The sequence below is a fragment of the Labrys miyagiensis genome, from assembly GCF_030160835.1.
GTDB lineage: Bacteria > Pseudomonadota > Alphaproteobacteria > Rhizobiales > Labraceae > Labrys > Labrys miyagiensis.
This window is the reverse complement of sequence record NZ_BSPC01000005.1, coordinates 413,524-434,277: the sequence shown is the minus strand read 5'-3', so window position 1 is coordinate 434,277 and position 20,754 is coordinate 413,524. Positions and strand designations below refer to the sequence as shown.

Annotated in this window: 18 protein-coding genes; 13 read left to right on the top strand and 5 right to left on the bottom strand. The window is 65.0% G+C overall.

Going from position 1 to position 20,754, the window contains the following annotated elements; all coding sequences use genetic code 11:
• The first annotated feature begins 117 nt into the window (after positions 1-117).
• The 5 genes from QQL24_RS02770 to QQL24_RS02750 all read left to right on the top strand — a co-directional run bounded on the left by QQL24_RS02770 (position 118) and on the right by QQL24_RS02750 (position 4,188).
• Entirely contained in the window at positions 118-1,455 is a 1,338-nt protein-coding gene (locus tag QQL24_RS02770; RefSeq protein ID WP_284310349.1) for a nucleotide sugar dehydrogenase, read from the top strand.
• 44 nt (positions 1,456-1,499) lie between these two features.
• The gene (locus tag QQL24_RS02765) at positions 1,500-1,781 is read left to right on the top strand and encodes a helix-turn-helix domain-containing protein (RefSeq protein ID WP_284310348.1); all 282 of its coding nucleotides are present in this window, start codon (positions 1,500-1,502) and stop codon (positions 1,779-1,781) included.
• Between the two features lie 102 nt (positions 1,782-1,883).
• The gene (locus tag QQL24_RS02760) at positions 1,884-2,453 is read left to right on the top strand and encodes a TetR/AcrR family transcriptional regulator (protein ID WP_284310347.1); all 570 of its coding nucleotides are present in this window, start codon (positions 1,884-1,886) and stop codon (positions 2,451-2,453) included.
• Positions 2,454-2,523: 70 nt separating this feature from the next.
• Positions 2,524-3,393 carry an SDR family NAD(P)-dependent oxidoreductase gene (locus QQL24_RS02755; protein ID WP_284310346.1) on the top strand — a complete coding sequence of 290 codons (870 nt, stop codon included), beginning with the start codon at positions 2,524-2,526 and terminating at the stop codon, positions 3,391-3,393.
• 177 nt (positions 3,394-3,570) lie between these two features.
• The gene (locus QQL24_RS02750) at positions 3,571-4,188 is read left to right on the top strand and encodes a class I SAM-dependent methyltransferase (RefSeq protein ID WP_284310345.1); all 618 of its coding nucleotides are present in this window, start codon (positions 3,571-3,573) and stop codon (positions 4,186-4,188) included.
• Between the two features lie 165 nt (positions 4,189-4,353).
• On the opposite strand, the gene QQL24_RS02745 is transcribed toward QQL24_RS02750, so the two are convergent.
• The 5 genes from QQL24_RS02745 to QQL24_RS02725 form a co-directional block, all read right to left on the bottom strand.
• Complete coding sequence (locus QQL24_RS02745; protein WP_284310344.1) at positions 4,354-6,348, bottom strand: mechanosensitive ion channel family protein; 1,995 nt, start codon at positions 6,346-6,348, stop codon at positions 4,354-4,356.
• Positions 6,345-7,475, bottom strand: a complete 1,131-nt coding sequence (locus QQL24_RS02740) for a 2Fe-2S iron-sulfur cluster-binding protein (protein WP_284310343.1) — start codon at positions 7,473-7,475, stop codon at positions 6,345-6,347. Before QQL24_RS02740 ends, QQL24_RS02745 begins: the two co-directional genes overlap by 4 nt.
• Before the next feature lie 399 nt (positions 7,476-7,874).
• Positions 7,875-8,354, bottom strand: a complete 480-nt coding sequence (locus QQL24_RS02735) for a class I SAM-dependent methyltransferase (protein ID WP_284310342.1) — start codon at positions 8,352-8,354, stop codon at positions 7,875-7,877.
• Positions 8,351-9,610, bottom strand: a complete 1,260-nt coding sequence (locus QQL24_RS02730) for a glycosyltransferase family 4 protein (protein WP_284310341.1) — start codon at positions 9,608-9,610, stop codon at positions 8,351-8,353. The genes QQL24_RS02735 and QQL24_RS02730 overlap by 4 nt, the downstream gene beginning before the upstream one ends.
• Positions 9,611-9,632: 22 nt before the next feature.
• Positions 9,633-10,841 (bottom strand): glycosyltransferase family protein, encoded by a 1,209-nt coding sequence (locus QQL24_RS02725; RefSeq protein WP_284310340.1) that lies wholly within the window; start codon positions 10,839-10,841, stop codon positions 9,633-9,635.
• Positions 10,842-11,195: 354 nt separating this feature from the next.
• Here QQL24_RS02725 and QQL24_RS02720 point away from each other — a divergent pair, with 354 nt between their 5' ends.
• From QQL24_RS02720 to QQL24_RS02685, 8 genes are all read left to right on the top strand, one after another.
• Positions 11,196-13,985 carry an ABC transporter transmembrane domain-containing protein gene (locus tag QQL24_RS02720; protein ID WP_284310339.1) on the top strand — a complete coding sequence of 930 codons (2,790 nt, stop codon included), beginning with the start codon at positions 11,196-11,198 and terminating at the stop codon, positions 13,983-13,985.
• A gap of 70 nt (positions 13,986-14,055) precedes the next feature.
• Positions 14,056-14,499 (top strand): cyclic nucleotide-binding domain-containing protein, encoded by a 444-nt coding sequence (locus tag QQL24_RS02715; protein ID WP_284310338.1) that lies wholly within the window; start codon positions 14,056-14,058, stop codon positions 14,497-14,499.
• 66 nt (positions 14,500-14,565) lie between these two features.
• A complete protein-coding gene (locus QQL24_RS02710) occupies positions 14,566-15,834 on the top strand; it encodes a serine hydrolase domain-containing protein (protein WP_284310337.1) in 1,269 nt (422 codons plus the stop codon).
• 7 nt (positions 15,835-15,841) lie between these two features.
• A complete protein-coding gene (locus tag QQL24_RS02705) occupies positions 15,842-16,204 on the top strand; it encodes a VOC family protein (protein WP_284310336.1) in 363 nt (120 codons plus the stop codon).
• Positions 16,205-16,573: 369 nt separating this feature from the next.
• Entirely contained in the window at positions 16,574-18,241 is a 1,668-nt protein-coding gene (locus QQL24_RS02700; protein WP_284310335.1) for an adenylate/guanylate cyclase domain-containing protein, read from the top strand.
• A 200-nt stretch (positions 18,242-18,441) separates the two neighbouring features.
• Complete coding sequence (locus QQL24_RS02695) at positions 18,442-18,756, top strand: HigA family addiction module antitoxin (RefSeq protein WP_284310334.1); 315 nt, start codon at positions 18,442-18,444, stop codon at positions 18,754-18,756.
• A gap of 146 nt (positions 18,757-18,902) precedes the next feature.
• On the top strand, positions 18,903-20,006 hold the full coding sequence (locus tag QQL24_RS02690) for a radical SAM/SPASM domain-containing protein (protein ID WP_284310333.1): 1,104 nt from the start codon (positions 18,903-18,905) through the stop codon (positions 20,004-20,006).
• Positions 20,003-20,737: an FkbM family methyltransferase gene (locus tag QQL24_RS02685; RefSeq protein ID WP_284310332.1), complete on the top strand. Its 735-nt coding sequence runs from the start codon at positions 20,003-20,005 to the stop codon at positions 20,735-20,737. Before QQL24_RS02690 ends, QQL24_RS02685 begins: the two co-directional genes overlap by 4 nt.
• Positions 20,738-20,754 lie beyond the last annotated feature (17 nt).

Genomic DNA, 20,754 nt, shown 5'->3' with positions numbered 1-20,754 from the left:
TTCAGACCGGCATGGAACCACCACGCTCACCGAACAAAGCACGTCGTTCCCAAGAGCGGACTGGAAGTCCGCGCTCCCAGGCTTGCCTTCTCCCCGTCGCTGCCTGATATGCAGAGCATGACCTCCCCCCTCGCTTCCGAGCTCCTCGCCCGTATCGACAACCGCCAGGCCGTGATCGGCATCATTGGCCTCGGCTATGTCGGCCTGCCGCTTGCCATCGCCATCGGCCGCGCGAATTTTCGCGTGCTCGGCTTCGATATCGACACGCGTCGCGTCGAGGCCCTCAACCGGGGCGACGGGCTGATCAGGCATATCCCGAACGAGCCCATCGTTGAGGCAATCGGCAAAAGGCTGTTCGAGGCCACCGCCGATTTTGCAAGGCTGGGAGAGCCCGATGCCATCCTGATCTGCGTGCCAACGCCGCTGACGCGCCAGCGCGAGCCGGACATGTCCTTCGTGCTGAAGTCGACGGCCTCGGTTGCCGCGACGCTCCGGCGCGGCCAGCTCGTCATCCTCGAATCCAGCACCTGGCCCGGCACCACCGAGGAACTGATGAAGCCTTTGCTGGAACAGGGCGGCCTCGCCTCCGGCAAGGATTTCTTCCTCGCCTTCTCGCCGGAGCGCGAGGATCCCGGCAATCCCGTCTATGGCACGCAGAACATCCCCAAGGTGGTCGGCGGCGACGGCCCCGATGCGCTGGGCCTCGCCGCCAGGCTCTATGACGCCTTCGTCAGCCAGACCGTGCCGGTCTCCTCGCCCACCGCGGCCGAGGCGGTGAAGCTCACCGAGAACATCTTTCGTTCGGTGAACATCGCCCTCGTGAATGAGCTCAAGGTCATCTATGACGCCATGGGCATCGATGTCTGGGAGATCATCGACGCCGCCAAGACCAAGCCCTTCGGCTACATGCCCTTCTATCCGGGGCCCGGGCTCGGCGGCCACTGCATCCCGATCGACCCGTTCTATCTCACCTGGAAGGCGCGGGAGTTCGACGTCACCACCCGCTTCATCGAGCTCGCCGGCCAGATCAACACGGCGATGCCGCGCCATGTCGTCGACCGTCTCGCCGAAGCGCTCGACCGGCGCTTCCGACGCGGGCTCAATGGTGCCCGCATCCTCGTCCTCGGCATCGCCTACAAGAAGAATGTCGACGACACCCGCGAAAGCGCCTCCTTCAAGCTGATCGAGATCCTGGAGGAGCGCGGCGCCGCCACCGATTTCCACGACCCCTATGTCGCCGAGATCCCGCGCACCCGGGAGCACGCCGCCCTCGCCGGCCGCCGCTCGGTGGCGTTGACTTCCGAGAATTTAGCCGGCTATGACGCCGTGCTCGTTGCAACGGACCATGACGGCATCGACTATGCAAGGGTGGTGAAGGAGGCAAAACTTACCCTTGACACCCGCAACGCCTGCGCCAAGGCGCGGGCGGATATGGCGAAGGTGGTGAAGGCATGAATCAGCGCTGAATTGGTCGAGCATGAGGCAAGGAAGATTCGAGGATGACCAGTCTCGCCACACTTAAGAAGCGTCTTCTTGAGAAGCCTTCCATCCGGGCTGAGTACGATCGTCTCGACCCGGTTTACGCGCTTGTCGGCGCGATGGTCGATGCTCGGCACAATGCGGGGCTTACTCAACAGCAGCTCGCCGTGCGCATGGGCATGACGCAGTTCGTTATCGCCCGTCTCGAGAATGCACACCACATGCCCAGCCTCGACATGGTGATACACTATGCGGCAGCGGTCGGTCGGCGCATCCAATTCGATCTTGTTCCCGCCGAATAGAAGATGGGCGTTGCATCTGCACCAGGCAACGTATGTGTGACTTGACAGGCGTCCTTGTCACCTCTAATTAAATGAGCATGCACTCACTCAATACCTAAACCCATGGCCCGTCCTCTCAGCGAAGCGAAGCGTGAAGCGATCCTGGTGTCTGCGACCAAGCTGGTTGCGGCGCTGGGCACCGGTGCGCCGACCGCAAAGATCGCGCAGGGCGCGGATATCGCCGAGGGCACGCTGTTCAAATATTTCGCCACCAAGGACGATCTGCTCAACGAGGTCTATCTGACGCTCAAGACCGATCTCGCCAAGGCCCTCAATGAGGGTTTTCCCGCCCTCGCCGACATGCGGCAGCGGGGTTGGCATATCTGGAGCCGTTGGATCGACTGGGGCGCGAAATATCCGGACAAGCGCAAGGCCATGCGTCAGCTCGGCGTTTCCGAACGCATTACCCCAGCAAGCCGGCAGGCCGGCATGGCTGCTTTTCGGGAGGTGAGCGAAACGCTCGAGCAAGCCATCGCGGCCGGCCCCCTCCAGGGCCAGCCGCTCACCTTTGTCGGGGCGCTGTTCGAATCCCTGGCCGAGGCAACCGTCGAGTCCGTCGCCCGCGACCCCGAGCGCGGCGAACGATACAAACAGGCCGGCTTCCACATGCTGTGGAGCGGCCTGTCCACATGACCCCGAGGCGTGACCTCATTTACGCCTTTAATGAGTGACTACACACTCTCTTAACAGAAGGATGCAAGCAATGTCGCAAGTCTGGCTGATTACAGGTGCGGCCCGTGGCCTCGGGCGTTCGATCGTCGAAGCGGCGCTGGCCGCCGGCAACAAGGTGGTGGCGACGGCGCGCGATCCCGGCCGTCTCGCTGACCTCAAGGCCGAACATGGCGACAGCCTGCTCACCTTTGCACTCGATGTCACCGATGCCGAGGCCTCCGGCAAGGCCGTCCAGGTTGCCATCACTGCCTTTGGCCGCCTCGACGTGCTCGTCAACAATGCCGGCTTTGGCCATATCGCACCCTTCGAGCAGGCGAGCGCCGAGGATTTCAAGGCGCAGATCGACACCAACCTCTATGGCGTGGTGAACCTCACGCGCGCCGCCCTGCCGATGATGCGCAAGCAGCGTTCCGGCACCATCATCAACGTCTCCTCGGTGGGCGGTCGCCTCGCCACGCCGGGCCTCAGCGCCTATCAGGCGGCGAAATGGGCCGTCGGTGGCTTCACCGAGGTGCTGGCGCTGGAAGCGGCGCCCTTCGGCGTCAAAGTGATCGCGCTGGAGCCAGGCGGCATGCGCACGGATTGGGGCCACACCGCCCATGGCAATGTGCCGGACCTCCTGCCTGACTACCAGCCGAGCGTCGGCGGCATCTTGCAGCTGATGCAAGCATATGCGGGTAATGAGGTCGGCGATCCCGACAAAATCGCCAGGCTGGTGGTGAGCCTGCCTGGACGCGAGAGCCTGCCGAACCATCTCGTGCTCGGCTCCGATGCGCTCTACGTCTTGGGCCAGGCGGAAGCGGTGCGGCAAAAGGCGGCGTCCGAATGGGCCGAGGTCAGCGCCTCGACCGATTTCGAGGGCAGCAATGCCACGGCGCTGCTGGATAGCCTGCATCCGTGAGCGCCTGGTCGATCCGGGATATGCCGTTCCGGAAGGGGCGCCGGGCGGTTACTACCGCCCGCAGGCCAGGTTCGAGTTGAAACGGCCGGTCAGCGAGGCCAGAATAGGCCAGGAAGCACAGGACAAGGCCCTGGCCGCCCGTCTATGGTCCCTCTCGGAAAAACTCACAGGTGTGATATGGCCGACCCCTCAAGCGAGCTTCGTCTGAGCAACCCGGGCACGTCCCGTGCCGATTTCAGGCGCTTCTTCCGTGCCTGGGTCTCGAACCCCAGGCGAGTCGCGGCCGTAGCTCCCTCCAGCGACGCCCTCGCTCGCGTGATCACCCGCGAGGTCACGCCGGACATGGGGCCCGTGCTGGAGCTCGGTCCCGGCACCGGTGTCTTCACCCGTGCCTTGCTGGCGCGCGGCGTCGAGGAGGGCGATCTTACCCTGATCGAGTTCGGCCCGGACTTCGCCCGCATATTGGAGGCGCGCTATCCGCAGGCCCGCGTCCTCTCGATGGACGCCGCGCATCTGGCGAAGGAGGCGATCTTCGAGGGCCGGCCGGTAGGCGCCGCTGTGAGCGGCCTGCCGCTCCTGATCATGCCACCCCAGCAGGCCGAGGATATCGTGGCCGGCGTGTTCCACTATATGCGGCCGGGCGGCGCGCTCTACCAGTTCACCTACGGCCCGCGCTGCCCGGTGCCGCGCGCGACGCTCGACCGTCTCGGCCTGAAAGCGGTGCGGATCGGCGGCGCGCTGTGGAATATCCCGCCTGCCGGTGTCTACCGCATAACGCGCAAGGACGGCAATTAAGGCGTCGCAGCGGGTGACGTTCCTGGGACCGCTTGCAGATTTCGCCGGACGCAAGGGGCGCATGAATGATAACCGATCTCTCGCCTCTCACATGCGCCAGCACTTCGCCGAGCGACCGAACGAGCTCTTCACCAAAGGCGCTCATCACCTGTTCCTCTCGCCTCCTCACGCCGCGACGGCAGGCTGACTGCCGCTGCCCGGGATCAGCACGGTCTGCGTGCCGTCGGCGAAGGGGATGCCGGCCTCCTTCAGCGCAGCCTCGATACGCCTGAAGGCCTGGGCGCGCACGTCGAACTGCTTGCCCGGAGCGGTCTGGAACTTGCAGCGAAAGATCTTCACGCCGGGGTCGATGCGATAGAGCTTGGCCTTGAGCGGCTCGCGCATCAGGGGCCCGACGTCGGGGTCGGCCTTCATCGCCTCGCCCACCTTCTTGATGACCTTGCGGATCTGCTCAGAGTCGACATTGACCGGCAGCGGCAGGTTGAACTTCTCGATCACCCAGTCGCGCGAATTGTTGCGCACCGTGCCGAGCGAGCCATAAGGCACGAAATGCAGCGGCCCGTTATGGTGACGCAGCGCCACCGTGCGCAGGGTGATGCGCTCCACCGTGCCCTTGGTGGTGGTGCCGCTCTCGATATATTCGCCGATGCGGAAGACGTCCTCGACCAGGTAGAAGATGCCGGCGATGACGTCGCGCACCAGCGCCTGGGCACCGAAACCCAGCGCCAGGCCGAAGACGCCGGCGCCGGCCAGGAGCGGCGTGATCTCGATGCCGAGCGTCCACAGCGCCGAGAGCACCAGCAGCACCAGGAAGACGATGGCGCTGGTCATGCGCATCAGCGGCAGCAGCGTGAGCAGGCGGGCATTGGGGCCGGCCTCGCCATGCGGATCGAACGGGCCGATGGCGCGCAGGCGACGGTCGATCAGTTCGCGCACGGCGATCCATCCGATATTGGTGACGAGCGCCAGGCCCGCGACGCCGAGCAGATGCAGCACGAAGCGCATCAGGGGATTGTCGTTGTTCATCGCCATGTCGGTCAGCGGCGCCCCCAGCGCGAGGACCGCCGCGGCGATGCCGAGGATCACCACCGCGTAGCGCGACAACGAAAGCACGATGTTGGGCAGGAGCCCGGCGCCCGACGTGCCCTCGACGGGCAGCACCTCCTCCGGCCAGAAGAAGAACACCCAGTTGCGCAACTGCGTCTGGATCGCCGCCACGATGGCCGTGATGGCGAAAAGCGAGGCGGCCCTGGCGCCTGCCGCCAGCCAGACGCCGTAAATACCGAGGACCAGGGCCGTCGCCAGGAAGGCGTAGGGAAAGCGTGGCGGCGTGCGTCCGCTGGCCTTGGCTCGGGCGTTGCCCTGGCGGTGGCCGGAGAGCACGGCCGCCAGCACGATCAGGGCGAGCAGGGTGGTGGCAAGGACGCGAAGGGCGGAAGCGGCGTGCGGCGCGCCGGCGCTGCGTTCCAGGAGGTCGAAAAGGAAATAGGAGAGCGCGATCAGGAAGACCATGCCGACCGTGGCGGCAACGAAACGGCCGGCATGGCCAGGTTCGATCGCCGCCAGGCGCAGTTGCGGATTGCCGGGCGAGGCGATGGTGTTGGCGCACAGCCAGGCGAAGCGCACGATCATCGTCAGCAGGATGGAGGCGATGACGAAACCGTCGAAGCCCGACGGCCAGTTGAAATAGGCAGCGGCGCCGACGATGCCGACGACGAAAAGAGCGAGGCCGAAGAAGCGCATGCCGAAACGCCGCATCGCCAGGCGGAACCCCTGGCGGGGGTTGGCCACGGGCGCCGATTCCACCGCGCGCACCACGGGAGAGGCGTAGGTCCAGTAGAGCCACTCCGCGCCAGCCCCGACGATCACCAGGATGAGGCCATAGGTGATGGTGAGAATGCCATTGCCGGTGGGCATGGCGGTGGAGGCATCGCTCATCAGGCGCATGAGCTCGCCAGGCGCCTCGACGATATCGGCGGCCAGGCCCGACAGCCGGTGCTTGGCCGCCACCAGGATGCCGCCGATCAGGCCGGAGACCTGCGCCTCCGCGGTTTCCGAGGCCGATGCGGCCTGAGCGCCGGTGGATTGGGCGAGCGCGGCCTGCGTCAGGCCGGCAAGCAGGACCACGGCGGCGGCGAAGATCTCGGCAGGCTTTCTCATGGCGCACCTTCGGCGGTGGCAACAGGCGACAGGACCGGCTTCCATTCCTCCGGATTGCGTGAAGCGGAGGCGTCGGCATAGGCCGGGCGCAGCCGCGTGACCTCGACCGGTCCGCCGGTGAGGCGCGCCTGGCAGGCGAGGCGCTGCCCAGGGCCTGCATGGATTCGATGGAGCGTGGCGGCCTCGTCGCCCTTGATCGGCGTCAGCCCCTGGGCACCGCTGTCGACCTCGATCAGGCAGGTGCCGCAGCGCGCCCGGCCCGAACAGACATGGGCATGCGGCACATGGTTGAGCAGGCTGACTTCCAGCACCGAGAGCCCCCGCTTGCCGGAAACCGACACGCCGCCGTCATAGAGCACCGGCACAGGCTGGGCCCTGGTGTGCAGGGCTCTGATGATGAAACTCGCGAAGGCGAGCAGGGCCAGGACCGCATAGCCCAGCAGCATCCAGTTCCTGATGCTCTCGATCTGCGCCTTCGAGGCGGTGATGAGCGCCATGTTGTCGGCGATCTTCGCCTGCCATTCGCCGTTGCCGGCGAGGCGGACCATCACATCCTTGCCACCCTGCGCAAAACCGAGCAGCGCGGCGATCGGCACCAGGAAGAACACAGGCGTCACCAGCGGCCCGATGCGCCGCCACACCGGCCGCAGCACCAGCCAGCTATAGATGCCGATGGCGCCATGCACCCATACGGCCACCACCCCCAGCACCTGCAGCAGGGCGTTGCTGGGTATGTATTTCCAGAAGATCGCAAAGAGCAGGCCGTAATCGGGCTCGAACTGGCTGTTGAGGGTCTTGAATACCCCCACCAGGGCAAGATGGTTGATGAGGAGCGGCACCGTTACAACACCGAGCAGCAATTGCACCCAGTCGGTGCGCGAGAGCGCGAAGCTGCGGCGCGAGGCGATGGTGACCAGGCCGAGAACGGCGTGGATCACCATCGATGCCGACAGCAGCACCATGCCCGGCAGCGTGCGCCAGGGCGCCAGCAGGACGGCGCGGGCCTGGTTCATCGCCTCGATCGAATCAAGGGCAAGGGCGAGATTGATCAGGTGGCCCAGGACGAAAACCAGGAGCACCAGGCCGCCGAGAAGACGCAGTCGACGCACGAAGGGTGGGAGAAGCATGGAAGAGCCGTCCGCTTGGAACCTGGTTCACCCTATACGCAAGGACCGAACCTTCAGTTCACAATGGTAGCTTTGCCATGGCACGCCTGCAAATTGCATGACGCAGATGTGATGGATGCGGACATAGTCGACCCGGCGGGTATCCTTATGCGCTTGCGACGCCCCTCACCTCTATCCTCTCCCCGTAAACGGGGCGAGGGGACACAATCGTCGTGATCTATTCATCATCGTATCATCTCGCCCAACCGGCTGGGCGAGGCTCGACTTCACAGACTAAAGCACGCCTTCGAAGTCCCCTCGCCCCGTTTACGGGGAGAGGATAAAGGTGAGGGGCTACGCAACGTTGCCGATCCCGCGAGACGGACGCGACATCGATATTTTGGCAAAGAAACCCCACTATCACTTTCGCAGATACAGAAAATACCGCTCATGCGGCACCCCCGCGGGCAGCTCGAGAACCGCCAATTCCGGGTGGCTCAACGCCAGCCCGCTGGCGACGATGCCGCCCTCCCGCAGGAGGCTGGCGGCGAGTGGCGGCAACCAGCGGGCGGTCTCGGCATCGATGTCGGGGTAGTTGGTCTCGATGTCGGCATGCACCAGTGCGGCACCGATGCCGGCGAAACGGGCGGCCGTCTCGTTGATTTCGCCGAGGACCAGATCCTCCCCCGGCGGGACCGAGCTCTCATGGGCGCCGAGCTTGCGATCGAAGGCGATGATCCGACGGCCGGGGAGTTTCTCTCGCAGATGGTGGAAGGTGCGGCCGTTGCCGAGGCCGAGCTCGATCACCGGGCCCGGCAGGGCGGCCAGCAGCGTGCAGACATGGTCGAGTACGTCGCGCTGCGCCGTCACCCGCCGGATGAAGCTATCGAGACGGCTCATGCTCCCTTCCCCGCCAACACGGCGTCGAGCCGGTCGGCAAGCACGGCAATGCCTGCCTCGAAGGAAAAGGCCTCGCTCACGCGCCGCCGCGCGGCCTCGCCGAGTTTCCGGCGCAAGGCAGGATCCCCGATCAGGGTCGCCAGAGCCTGCGACAGCGCGGCCGGATCCTGTGGGGGCACTAGCAGGCCCTCCTCGCCCTCGCGCACGAATTCCGGCACGCCGGCAAAGCGCGTGGAGGCGATGGGCAAAGCCTGCGTCGCCGCCTCCATGATGACATTGGGCAGGCCGTCGCGATCCCCGGCTTCGCCCTCCTTGCAAGGCAGCACGAAGATGTCGGCGGCGCGCAGGGCCGCGACGACGTCGTCCTGTGCCAGCGCCCCGCGCCAGGTGATGCGGTCGGCAAGCCCCAGGCGCTCGGCCTGTGCCTTCAGGGCGGCGCGCAGTTCACCCGTGCCGATATGGCTGAGGCGCCAATGGAGGCCGGCGGGCAGCTCCGCCAGGGCGTCGAGCAGATCGTCGAAGCCCTTCTTCGCCACCGCCCGCCCGACAGTGACAAGTTGCACGGGATCATCGCCGTCGCGGCCGTCGCGGGCCGGCCGCTCTCGCGGCGGCTCGGGAAAGCGGGCAAGGTCGAGGCCGTGATAGACGAGGCTGACCCGATCGGGATCCGACGGCGGCGCCAGCTTCTGGAGGGTCTCGACGCCGGCGCGCGTACAGGTGACGCCCCACGCGCTGTCGGCGATCTTCTCGCGCTTTTCCCAGTCCGTGGTCGTCCAGATATCCTTGGCATGGGCCGAGAAGCTGAAGGTCCGCCTGGTCAGCAGCGCCGCATAGCGCACCACCGAGGCGGGCGTGTGCAGATAATGCACGTGGATATGCCGTATGGCCGGATCGAGCTCGCGCGCCATCACCAGAGCCTGGCCGAGGCGGCGACCGCGATTGGCGCTGAAATCGCGGCGGAGATCGCGCAGGAACAGACCCAGCAGCCGGAAGAGACGAGGCCTGGCGAGGGCGGCGAGCGCGCCGGCCAGGACCCGCCAGGGCGCCTGGTAGAGATATTCGGGCAGGTAGACGGGCCTGGCCTTGATCTGCTTGTTCAGCATGTGCACCGCTCCGTCGGTAGGATGGCGCAGCGACCAGATCTCGATCGTGAAGCCCGCCTTCTCCAGCGCCAGGATCTCCTGGGCGATGAAGGTCTCGGACAGTCGCGGATAACCCTTGACGACGACGGCAATGGGGGAACGGAGAGGCGGCATGGAAGGGTTCAGCGCACGCCGCTCATTTGGAAGCGACGCGATCCAGCTGGACGGCGTTCGTTCTGGCGTCGAACCACGGCGTCGTCAGCTTCTCGATGCGGTCGAGCCCCTCCAGGAGATGCGGCAGGAAGGCCTTGGAGGGCAGCGGCTGCTCGGGCAGATGGCGGATCGCCCGCGCCATCACCATGGCATCGCGCTTGGCGCCGGGATTGAGATTGTCGCCGTCGAGCATGCTGACGAGGCCGATGCGCGCCGCCTGCTCGGCCCGGATCGACTGTTCGCGCCGGGGCGTGGTGCGCGGCACGATGAGCGCGCGCTTGTCGAGCGACAGGATCTCGCAGAAGGTGTTGTAGCCGCCCATCGAGACGATGCCCTGCGCCTTCATCATCAGGTGCTCGATCTTGGCGTCGAAGGTGATGGCATCGACATTGGGCAGTCGCGCGATACGATCCATGAAGGGCCCGCGCCGGTCGCGCGCCACGAAGGGTCCGAAGACCAGCAGCGCCGGCGTCGGGATGCCGGGATCCTGCTCATAGGCCGACAGCACCCAGTCGATCAGCTCGTGCCCATCGCCGCCGCCACCGGTGGTGACCAGGATGAACGGACCCTTGGTGAGCCGGGGATAGCGCATCAGCTGGGGCAGTGGGGGCAGCTCGCGACGCAGGAAGCCCGTGTAGACGATGCGGCGCCGCACATGCTCGGGCAGATCGAGACCGGCCAGCGGCTCGTAGATCTCGCGCAGGCCATAGACCCAGATGTCGTCATAATAGCGGACCAGGGCATCGACGGCGCCCTTGCGCTCCCATTCCTCGGCGAGGACGGTGGGCTCGTCCATGACGTCGCGAACACCCAGCACGATGCGGGCACCGCACTTGCGCAATTCCTCGAGTGCCGGCAGCAATTCGCCGCGAAAGCCCGTCGGTTCCTTATCGACGATGACGAGATCCGGCCTCAGCGTACGCGCGGTTTGCAGGATGATCCCCTCGCGCATCGCCACCGCCTCGTCGAGCGGCATGTTGAGGCTGAGGGTGGTGTAGTCGCCATTGGCGTGCTTCACCACGCCCGGCACGCGCACATAATCGACGCCGTCGCCGAATTCGAAGCTCCCGATGATGGGCGAGCCCGAGATGATGACGATCGAAGCGTCCGGATGGCTTTCGACCAGGCGGTTGGCAATAGCACGCGAGCGCCTGAGATGCCCCAGGCCAAAAGTATCGTGGCTGTAGATCATTACGCGTGGGCCGCAAAAGGGGCGTTGCGCGCGGCGGGAGCTTCCCCCCGGCCCGGGGTGATGCAACATGTCTAAAAGCCCCCGGAGCCTGGTTGGACGCTCTGCATGCAAAAATCCGAAGTCTTGTCCGGCACTTAGGCCGAGGTTTCCGCATCAGGTCAGGCGGGCCAGCCGCGGCAAGCCGGCACCACTCGCAGATATCATAGCCACACGATAGCCTAGCTACAACGGGGGATGCGCCGATAGTTGCGAGTCTGGTATCAAGGTCCTTTGATGATTTCGTGACCGGCGCTCTCGTTGACGTGCGGGCTCCGAATTCCTACTTCAGCATAAAATAGCCATAGGCATCACGCGTTGGACCCTAGCCTGTATCGATATATCTGGCGGCATTCCCGCGGCGAGCAGATCTTCCTGCTGCTGGTGATTCTGGTTTCGCTTCCCTTCAATTGGATCGCGCTCGAGATCCCCAAGCACATCGTCAACGATGCCATCCAGAACGGCGCCTTCAAGGCGGTCGGCCAGGAGGTGAGCCTGATCGACTGGACGGCCTATTTGCCTGACCATCTCGGTGGGGGCCGGTGGAAGGTACTGGTCGAACACGGCACGACCAGTCATGCCAACCAGACCGCGCGCCTGTTCGAATGGTCGATTTCCCTGCCAAGCTTCTTGGGTGGCTACACCTGGAAGATCTTCGATGGAATCGAATTCACGCGTCTGCCCTATCTCCTGGCACTGAGCGTGTGGTTCCTGGTGATGGTGCTGATCAATGGCGCCTTCAAATATGTCATCAATATCCGCAAGGGCATCCTGGGCGAACGCATGCTGCGGCGCATGCGCTTCGACCTCTTCGCCATACTGATGCGCTTCCGGCCCGAGGACATCGCGCCACTGAAGCCGGCCGAAGTCGCCGGCATGATCAAGGACGAAGTCGACCCGATCGGCGGCTTCATCGGCGATGCCTTCATCCAGCCCGTCTTCCTGCTGAGTCAGGCTGGCACGGCGCTGGTGTTCATCATGGTCCAAAGCCCGAGCATGGGGCTGGCAGCTCTTGCCGTCGTGCTGGTACAGGCCGTGATCATTCCTTATCTCCGGCGGGAGCAAATCCGCCTTGGCCGCATGCGCCAGCTCGCCTCGCGCCAGCTCGCCGGACGCATCGGCGAGGCCATCGAGACGGCCCCCGCCCTGCACACCTTCGGCACCACGCGCTATGTCGAGGCTGATATCGGCGACCGGCTCGGTGGGCTCTACAGGATCCGCACCGATCTGTTCAAACGCAAATTCGCGGTCAAGTTCCTCAACAACCTGCTGGCCCAGGTCACGCCCTTCATGTTCTTCGCCGTGGGTGGCTATCTCGCGCTTGCCGGCAGCGTGAACATCGGTCAGCTCGTCGCCGTCATCAACGCCTACAAGGATCTGCCGCCGCCCATCAACGACCTGATCACCTGGGACCAGCAGCGCCAGGACGTGCAGGTGAAGTATGAGCAGGTCTCGGCCCAGTTCTCGCCCGACCGGCTGCTGCCGGAATTCGATTCCAGCCGCAAGACCGCGCTGCCACCGGCCGACGCCCCGATCCAGCTCACTTCGGTGAGCGTGCAGGATGCGCGCGGCGTGCCACTGCTCGACCGTCTGTCGCTGCAGTTGGGGCGGCCTGCTCATGTTGCCCTCACCGGCGCTGTCGGCACGGGGCGCGACATTCTCGCCCGCATCATTGGCCGCCAATATCTGGCTTATCAGGGCAGCGTGAAGATCGGCGAGGCGGAGATTTCGGCCTTCTCCGACGTCGAGCTCAGCCAGATCCTCAGCTTCGTCGGATCGGACAGCCATCTCTCGCCGGGTTCGATCCGCGACAATATCCTGTTCGCCGCCAAGCGCCGGCCGCCCTCGCTCGGCGATGTCTCGGTGCTGGTGTCCGACAACGAGCAGTACCGCGCCTTCCTGGAATCGCGCCGCTCCGGCAATCCGCTGGTTACTGCCGATGCCGACTGGATCGACTACCGCGCGCTGGACGTGGAGGGACCAGACCAGGTGTACGAGGCGTTGCACCGCGCCCTCGAGGTTGCCGGCGCCCTGCCCGACATCAACCGCTTCGGCGTGCGCGGGCGTTTCGACGACAGCCATGGCGACGAGTTCCTCGAACTCTTTGTGCACGCCCGCCATGTGGTGCGCGAGCGCCTGGCCGACAAAGGCATGTCGCACCTCGTCGATTCCTTCGACCCGCGGCGCTACAATGCCGGCGCCTCTGTCGGCGAGAACCTGCTGTTCGGCGTGCCCAAGGGCAAGAGGCTGCGCATGGATACGCTTCAGCGCGACATCTTCGTGCGCTCCATCCTGGAGGCCGAGGCGCTGATGGAGCCCCTGATCGATCTCGGCCTCCACATGGCCGAGATGGCGGTGGAAACCTTTGCCGGCCTGCCGCCAGAACACCCGGTGTTCGAGCGCTATTCCGCCATCCGTCCTGAGGATCTGCCGCGTTTCCAGGAGATCGTCGACTCCGTCCATGCCCGCGGCACGACGCGGGCCCTATCGGCCTCGGCGCGCACCCGCCTGCTCGGCGCCGGACTCGCCTATATCGAGCCTCGCCATCGCCTCGGCCTGGTGGACGAAGCCTTCACCAAACGTGTGCTGCGGGCTCGTCAGAGCTTCCGCGACCACCTGCCCTCGCATTATTCCGACGAGATTGAGTTCTACGATCCCGACCGCTACATGCGCGCCGCCCCGGTGGGTGACAACATCCTGTTCGGCCGCATCTCCTATGGCATCGCCAATGCGCCGGAGCGCGTCTACGCCCTGGCGCGCGGCGTGGTCGAGGAGCTCGAGCTCGACAAGCACATCTTCGCGCTGGGCATGGAGTTCGAAGTCGGCAAGGGCGGCTGGCAGCTGCAGCCGGCCCAGCGTGCCCGCGTCGCCATCGCCCGCGCCCTGATCGCCAATCCGCAGATTCTGGTGATGGAGAACGCCTTCCTTGCCTTCACGCCCGCCGAGGCGGAGGCCCTGCTCGCCAGCATCCGCGAGGCCATGAAGGACCGCACGCTGATCACCACCCTGGCCGAGAACGAGGAAGCCGAGGGTTTTGACCGGGTCATTCAGTTCGAAGGCGCAAGAATCGTCAGCCGGGATGTTGTAGAGCTTGCACGGAGTGCCTAGATAATGCTTGATTGAATCTGGATTTCGCCTTGATCGCTCAACGATCGGTTGTTGGGTTGGGAGTATGGCCTTGGATCTGGATCTGGAAGTCAAGACCATCAGAAATGCGCCGATCTTCACGGGCATCGACCCGTGCAAGATGCGCCTGCTGGCCTGCATGAGCGAGCAGATCACCTTCGAGAAGGGTGATTATCTCTTCCGCTGCGGCGAAATTCCCGACGCTGCCTATGTGATCCTCAAGGGCGAAGTCGAGTTCATGGCGCAGACGGGCGAAGGCATGAGCGTCATCGGCCAGGATGGCCCCGGCGCGATGATCGGCGAGGTCGCGATCCTGTGTGACGCCAAACGCTTCACCTCGGCCCGCGCCCTCACACCGCTTTCTGTGATGCGCATCAACAAGGACTGCCTGCTGCGCATGATCCAGGACAGCCCGCAATTCTCGCTGTCCATCGCCAAGGAACTTGCCCGCCGCGTCATGCAGGTGGCAACGCATGAGGGCATCCACGCCCAGTGAGGGGGCGACAGGAAAGCTTGCGTCGACGCATGAAGGATAGGGCCTGGCCTTGAGCGAGGTGTTTTCATGCGCGTGCCCCCAACCCTCTTTCTCGCATGCCTTTTGCTTGCCATTGCCGGCCTCGGCGTGCAGGCCCAAACCGCACAGACTGGCGGCGTAGCTCCCGTATTCTCGCCAACCGGCTTCGATGCCGAATTCTATGGCGAGCCTCTCGGCTATCCCGCCGCCCTGCCCATCGAACAGCAGTCGAACATGGTGGGCGGCTTCAGCCATTATGACCTTTTGTTTCCCACACGCGCCGTGGCAGCACCAGGCCAGGCATCACCCCTCAAGCGTGCCGACCACGACTTCTCCGCCAGCTTCACACGGTGGGGCATTACCTATTCGATCGAGGACTATCTCAAGCGCAACGCCACCACCGGCCTGCTGATCGCGCGTGGCGATACCATCCTGTTCGAGCACTACCAATATGGCCGCACCGACCACGACCGCCTGACATCGCAATCCCTGTCGAAGACCTTGGTGGGCATGCTTGTCGGCATCGCCATCTCGGAGGGCGCCATTCATTCGGTCGACGACCCGGCGGCCACCTACGTGCCGGAACTCGTCGGCAGCGAGCTTGGGCGCACGCCTCTCCGGGCCCTGCTGCATATGGCATCGGGCATGGGATTCGAACGGGATTACAGCCCTGACAGCGATCTCACCCGAAGCAACCGCCTGCATGTCGCGGGCGACATGCCGGATATCCTGGCTGCGCTGCCATCGTTCAAGACACGTATCGCGCCGCCCGACACGCTTTGGCGCTATGCCAACGTCAATGCAGAAATTCTCGGGCTGGTGCTGGCGCGCGCCACCCATATGCCGTTGAGCCGCTATCTGGAGAGCCGCATCTGGCAGCCCATGGGTGCGGAGGCGCAGGCAAGCTGGCGTGTCGACGCCTCCGGCCAGGAGATCGCATCCTGCTGCTTCAATGCGGTGCTGCGTGATTACGCCCGCTTCGCCCTGCTCCTCGCCCATGACGGCGCCTGGAACGGCCGACAGATCATTCCTCGCCAATGGGTCCTCGATGCCACCCGACCGGTCGTGGCTGGCTCCTTTCTCGCCCTCGACAAGAGCGAACACCCCAGCGGCTATGGCTATCTGGTCTGGCTGATGCCGGGGCCGCGCCGGACCTTCGAGCTCAGGGGCATCTACGGCCAGCGTATCTTCATCGACCCGCAATCCCAGCTGGTCATGGTACACACCGCCGTGCGCCGCCAGCCCGTCGACGACCCCCGCGAGGCCATGGTGGACGCGCTCTGGCAGAGTGTGCTGGCAAAGGCCACGCAGGAATAGGAGAGACATGCCCCTCCTCGCCATCGACCACATCCAGCTTGCCATGCCGGCGGGGCAAGAGGCAGCGGCCAGGCGTTTTTATCAGGACCTGCTCGGCCTAGCCGAGACGCCCAAGCCGCCGGCCCTCGCCAAGCGGGGCGGTTGCTGGTTCGAGCAGGGCAGCGTGCGGGTGCATCTTGGCGTCGAGGCCGAATTCAGGCCCGCCCGCAAGGCCCATCCCGCCTTCCTGGTCGACGACCTTGCCAGCCTCATCCAAAGGCTGCGGGAGGCGGGTGTCGGCGCCATCGAGGACAAGGCGCTCCCCGGCTATGAGCGCTGTTATGTCGCCGACCCGTTCGGCAACCGGATCGAGCTGATGCAGCGCCTGTGATCTCGGTGATATTTTCTCCGGCCCCGTCATGCCCCTCGCCCTTGGCCGCCTGCGTGCCGACACACCCGGCATCACCCATCACGACCCTCTCAACAATGCGTGCGCCGCGCTGATGCCAGCCTTCCCGCCCTTGTGCGTGCATCGGCGCATTACTACAACAATGCGGACGAGTTCGATGCCCTCATCGAACTCGTCCGGACATTGTGAGAATCAGGCGCCGTCTCTTCGGATCGCCGTCGTGGCAGCGGCGGCTGATGACGCAGGAACGGAGCATCGCCTGTCTCGCTCTTGCGCCGTATTTCACCTACCTTATCGAGCCTGTTGCACCGGGTGCCGATTCCCGGCGCGGCCTCCATCGAGTTTGACTGAATGAGCGACACCGATACCGCACCGGGGCGGATTGCATTGCGTCTTCCGCGGGAACGCGAGCTGCGGCTATGGGCCGGTGTCGTGCTCTTCGCGTTCGTCACCACCCACCTGCTGAACCACGCGCTCGGCATTTTCGGCGTCGGCGTGCTGGAGGCGGTGCAGGCCTGGCGCATCTGGGTCTGGCAATCGCCGGTCGGCACCGGGCTGCTCTACGGCGCCTTCCTCGTGCACGCCCTCCTGGCGCTGAAGCGCCTGACCACCCGGCGCATATCGCGCATGCCCCTCGAGGACCTGGTGCAGATCGCCCTCGGCCTCGCCATCCCCTATTTCCTGATCGGCCACGTGCTGGGCACCCGCATCACCGCCTATTATGGCTATAGCGAGAGCTATACGGAGGTGTTGGCGCGCATCTGGCAGGGCGACCAGTTCAAGCAGATCCTGCTGCTGCTCTGCGCCTGGACGCATGGCTGCATCGGCATCGGCCAGACGCTGCGCTCGCGCAAATTCTATCCGCGCTGGCGCGACCTCCTGATCCTCTCCACCGGCATGCTGCCCACCCTGGCGCTGGCTGGCTTCTTCGCCGCCGGCCGGGAGATCGCGGCGATAGGCTATACGCCCGCGCCCCTCAAGGTGAACGACACCATTGCCCTGCTGGCGCTCGGCCAGAGGCTGTTGCTCGGCTTTGCCGGCCTGCTCGCCCTCGTCGCGCTGGTGATGTTCCTGCGCGTGCTGCTGCGGCTGCGCTCGGGCTCGATCACCATCCGCTATGTCGGCCACGGCACTTTCAAGATCCCGCGCGGCACCACCGTGCTGGAGGCGAGCCGTGCCAATGGCATTCCCCATCCCGCCCAATGCGGCGGGCGCGGACGCTGCTCCACCTGCCGCGTGGCCATCACCTCCGACCCCAGCGCCCTGTCCTCGCCGCACATCGCCGAGCGCGCCATGCTGGAGCGCATCTCCGCGCCCGGCAATGTGCGCCTCGCCTGCCAGCTGCGCCCGGACCACGACCTCTCCGTCCAGATCCTGCTGCCGATCGTGCCCACCGGCATGCGCGGGCGCAGCGGCGACGACCTCTATCGCTGGGGCGCCGAGCGCGAGATCACCGCTTTGTTCGTCGATATCCGCGCCTTCAATTCCATGACGCGGCTGCAGGTGCCCTACGACATCGTGCTCTTGATGAACCGCTTCGTGCAGGAGATGACACAGGCCGCCGAGGCCCATGGCGGACGCGTCGACGCCTTCGCCGCCGACGGCCTGATCGCCATCTTCGGCCTCGACGACGACAAGGGGCAAGGCGCCTACAACGCCGTCCGCGCCGCGCAGGACATGCTGAAGAGCGTCGAGGAACTCAACACCGAATTCGGTGCGGCCCTCGCGATGCCCCTGCGTGTCGGCATCGGCATCCATTCCGGCAACGCCATCATCGCCCGCGTCGGCGACACCCAACGCGGCATGCGCCTGGTGGCCCTCGGCGAGACCGTGACCATCGCCGGGCGCCTGGAAGCAGCCACCAAGGACCACCTCACCGACTGCCTGATCTCGGAAGAGGCCGTGCAGCGCTCCGGCCTCACCCTGCGCCGCCAGAACGGCAAGAACCTGCACATCGTGGGCAGGGACAAACCGATCGCGCTCTATACGCTGGATGAGGCGGCGGTGCCGGCGGAGTGAGGGAGGCGTGCCGAATTCGTCAACAGAATCCGGCACCCTCTTGACCCTTCCATAACCTCGCGTAATCCTGCCTCATCTCAACAGATGGAGTGCGGCGTTGCCTGAAGTCTGGCTCGTGTTCGACAAGCGTGATGTGTCCTTTGACGATTGTCTCGACTTGCGCAGTTGCTTTGCCGTCTGTACGGCAGGAGGGCCGGAGAATGTCGAAATCGTCGATTACCACTGACCAGATCGAGAATCCGACACCGGGCGAGATGCTGCTGGAGGACTTCCTCAAGCCCTATGAACTGACACAGAATGCCCTCGCGCGGGCGATCGGAGTACCCCCTCGCCGAATAAACGAGATCGTCCTCGGCAAGCGCAGCATTACGGCGGACACAGACCTGACGTTGGCACGCTATTTCGGCCTCTCCGATGGCTTCTGGCTCGGCGTACAGGCCGATTACGAGCTCATGGAACGGCGCAGGGCCATAGCAGCCGAGTTGGCCGAAATCACACCGCGCGCAGTGGCTTGAGGGCTTGGCGCGAGATTACGGTTTGCGAAACTTCCTGATTCTCGCCTCACCCGAAAGTGACTCCCCCCTGTCGCTCTTGCCGCAATTCTGCGCTACACAGGTTGCAAGCCTCCGGCCTTGAACCGGTGCGCGACAAGGAGAAGACCGTGCTTGATTTGACTGCGATCGGAACGAAATCCGCTGCCCCCAAGCTCCTGCACCGCGTGCGCGACAAGGTGACGGACCAGATCCAGAAATCGCCTTTGGCGCGCAAGGCGTTCACCTACGCCGCCAGCCATATCCCGCTCAGCTATTTCAAGAAGCTGCCGACCATCATCGTGGTGGACGTCACCAACAGCTGCAATCTGCGCTGCCCGGTCTGCCCGGTGACCTTCGCGATGACGCGCCCGCGCGGCTTGATGAAGATGGAAATCTTCCGCCAGATCGTCGACGATTTCGTCGACGAGCCGCTCAAGCCGGCAATGTATTTCAACTTCTCCGGCGAGCCGACCATGAACAAGGCGCTGCCGGAGATGATCGCCTATGCCAGCGAGCACGGGCACGACACCTTCGTCTCCACCAACGCCACCAAGCTCTCCTCCGAACTCATCGAGAAGATGCTCACTGCCGGGCTTGGCCGCATCAATCTGTGCATCGACGGTTTCGACGCCGAGGCGCAGGAATCCTATCGCGTCGGCTCGAAATTCGAGCAGGTGAAGGCCAATATCGAGAATTTCCTCGCCATCAAGCAACGCCTCGGCGCCACCAAGACGGTGACCGTGCTGCAGACCCTGCTGACCTCCTATTCGGAAAAGCAGATCGACGCGATGGTGGAATGGGCCGACAACATCGGTTTCGACCAGGTGCGCTTCAAGACCTTCAGCCTCGGCTCCTACACCGATGACGGCCAGCAGGCCGAGCATGGCCATCTGGTGCCGAAAAACCACGACCTGCAGCGCCACCAGAACGAGAAGATCAGCCTGCTCTGCGATGTGCCGCTCTACCAGACCGTGGTGTTCTGGGAGGGGGACCTCGGCCTGTGCTGCATCGACTATGACCGCATGATCAAGCTGCCCAATGTCGACAAGGTCGGCTTCAAGAAGGCCTATCTCTCCGACGAGGCGGCCAAGGCGCGCCGGCACGGCTACACCAAGCAGTTCGAGATCTGCCAGAGCTGCTCCTATTCCAACGCGGACAATATGGGCTTCAAGATCAAGCTCGACAAACTGCGCCGCGAGAAAGCCGCCGAGACCCGGAAAGTCGCCGCGTGAGTGCTGGAATTCGCAGCCTCGCCGTCGGCGGTACCCGTTTCAACACCGCCGACGACAAGGAGAGCTTCTGGGACAAGGCCGCCGCCGGCGCCTGGGAGCCGGAAACGCTGGCGAGCGTGCGCGTGCTGGTGGACCAGGACACGCTCTTCATCGATATCGGCGGCTGGATCGGCCCGATCACCCTGCTGGCCGCGGCGCTCGGCGCGAAAGTGTTGACCTTCGAGCCCGATCCGCGTGCCTTCCAACTCATCAGTGCCAATGTCGCCGCCAATCCCGCGCTGGCGCCCCGCATCACCCTGCACAATGCGGCCGTTTCCCCGACACCGGGACGGGTGCGTCTGGGTTCGCCCAGGAAGCCCGGCGACAGCATGGGCAGCATCCTGGCCGCCGACAGCGGCGTCGCCTTGTGGGACGCTGCAGCCATCCTGCCCACCGAGATCGCCGCCATGGCCGGGGATGCCGGCCGCATCGTCCTGAAGATGGATGTCGAGGGCGCCGAATACGGGCTTCTGCCGCATCTTGCCCCGCTGCTGGGGCCGCGCACCGTGGCGGCCCTGATCGCCTTCCACCCACGCCTGCTGGCGAAGGCCGGGCATGGGGCCGGTGCGATCGAAGCACTGACGGCCTCGGCCGCCCTGGCGCTTGGCGATTACAGCCTGCGCAGTCTCGACACCGGGGAGGCGCCCATCTCCCGCGCCGTCAATTCCACCGTTCTGCTCACGCGAAGGTAGCGCCGAGGCGGCAATAC

Coding starts and splice junctions, on each gene's coding strand:
- QQL24_RS02770 (WP_284310349.1), top strand. CDS start 118: ATGACCTCCCCCCTCGCTTCCGAGCTCCTCGCCCGTATCGACAACCGC.
- QQL24_RS02765 (WP_284310348.1), top strand. CDS start 1,500: ATGACCAGTCTCGCCACACTTAAGAAGCGTCTTCTTGAGAAGCCTTCC.
- QQL24_RS02760 (WP_284310347.1), top strand. CDS start 1,884: ATGGCCCGTCCTCTCAGCGAAGCGAAGCGTGAAGCGATCCTGGTGTCT.
- QQL24_RS02755 (WP_284310346.1), top strand. CDS start 2,524: ATGTCGCAAGTCTGGCTGATTACAGGTGCGGCCCGTGGCCTCGGGCGT.
- QQL24_RS02750 (WP_284310345.1), top strand. CDS start 3,571: ATGGCCGACCCCTCAAGCGAGCTTCGTCTGAGCAACCCGGGCACGTCC.
- QQL24_RS02745 (WP_284310344.1), bottom strand. CDS start 6,348: ATGAGAAAGCCTGCCGAGATCTTCGCCGCCGCCGTGGTCCTGCTTGCC.
- QQL24_RS02740 (WP_284310343.1), bottom strand. CDS start 7,475: ATGCTTCTCCCACCCTTCGTGCGTCGACTGCGTCTTCTCGGCGGCCTG.
- QQL24_RS02735 (WP_284310342.1), bottom strand. CDS start 8,354: ATGAGCCGTCTCGATAGCTTCATCCGGCGGGTGACGGCGCAGCGCGAC.
- QQL24_RS02730 (WP_284310341.1), bottom strand. CDS start 9,610: ATGCCGCCTCTCCGTTCCCCCATTGCCGTCGTCGTCAAGGGTTATCCG.
- QQL24_RS02725 (WP_284310340.1), bottom strand. CDS start 10,841: ATGATCTACAGCCACGATACTTTTGGCCTGGGGCATCTCAGGCGCTCG.
- QQL24_RS02710 (WP_284310337.1), top strand. CDS start 14,566: ATGCGCGTGCCCCCAACCCTCTTTCTCGCATGCCTTTTGCTTGCCATT.
- QQL24_RS02705 (WP_284310336.1), top strand. CDS start 15,842: ATGCCCCTCCTCGCCATCGACCACATCCAGCTTGCCATGCCGGCGGGG.
- QQL24_RS02700 (WP_284310335.1), top strand. CDS start 16,574: ATGAGCGACACCGATACCGCACCGGGGCGGATTGCATTGCGTCTTCCG.
- QQL24_RS02695 (WP_284310334.1), top strand. CDS start 18,442: ATGTCGAAATCGTCGATTACCACTGACCAGATCGAGAATCCGACACCG.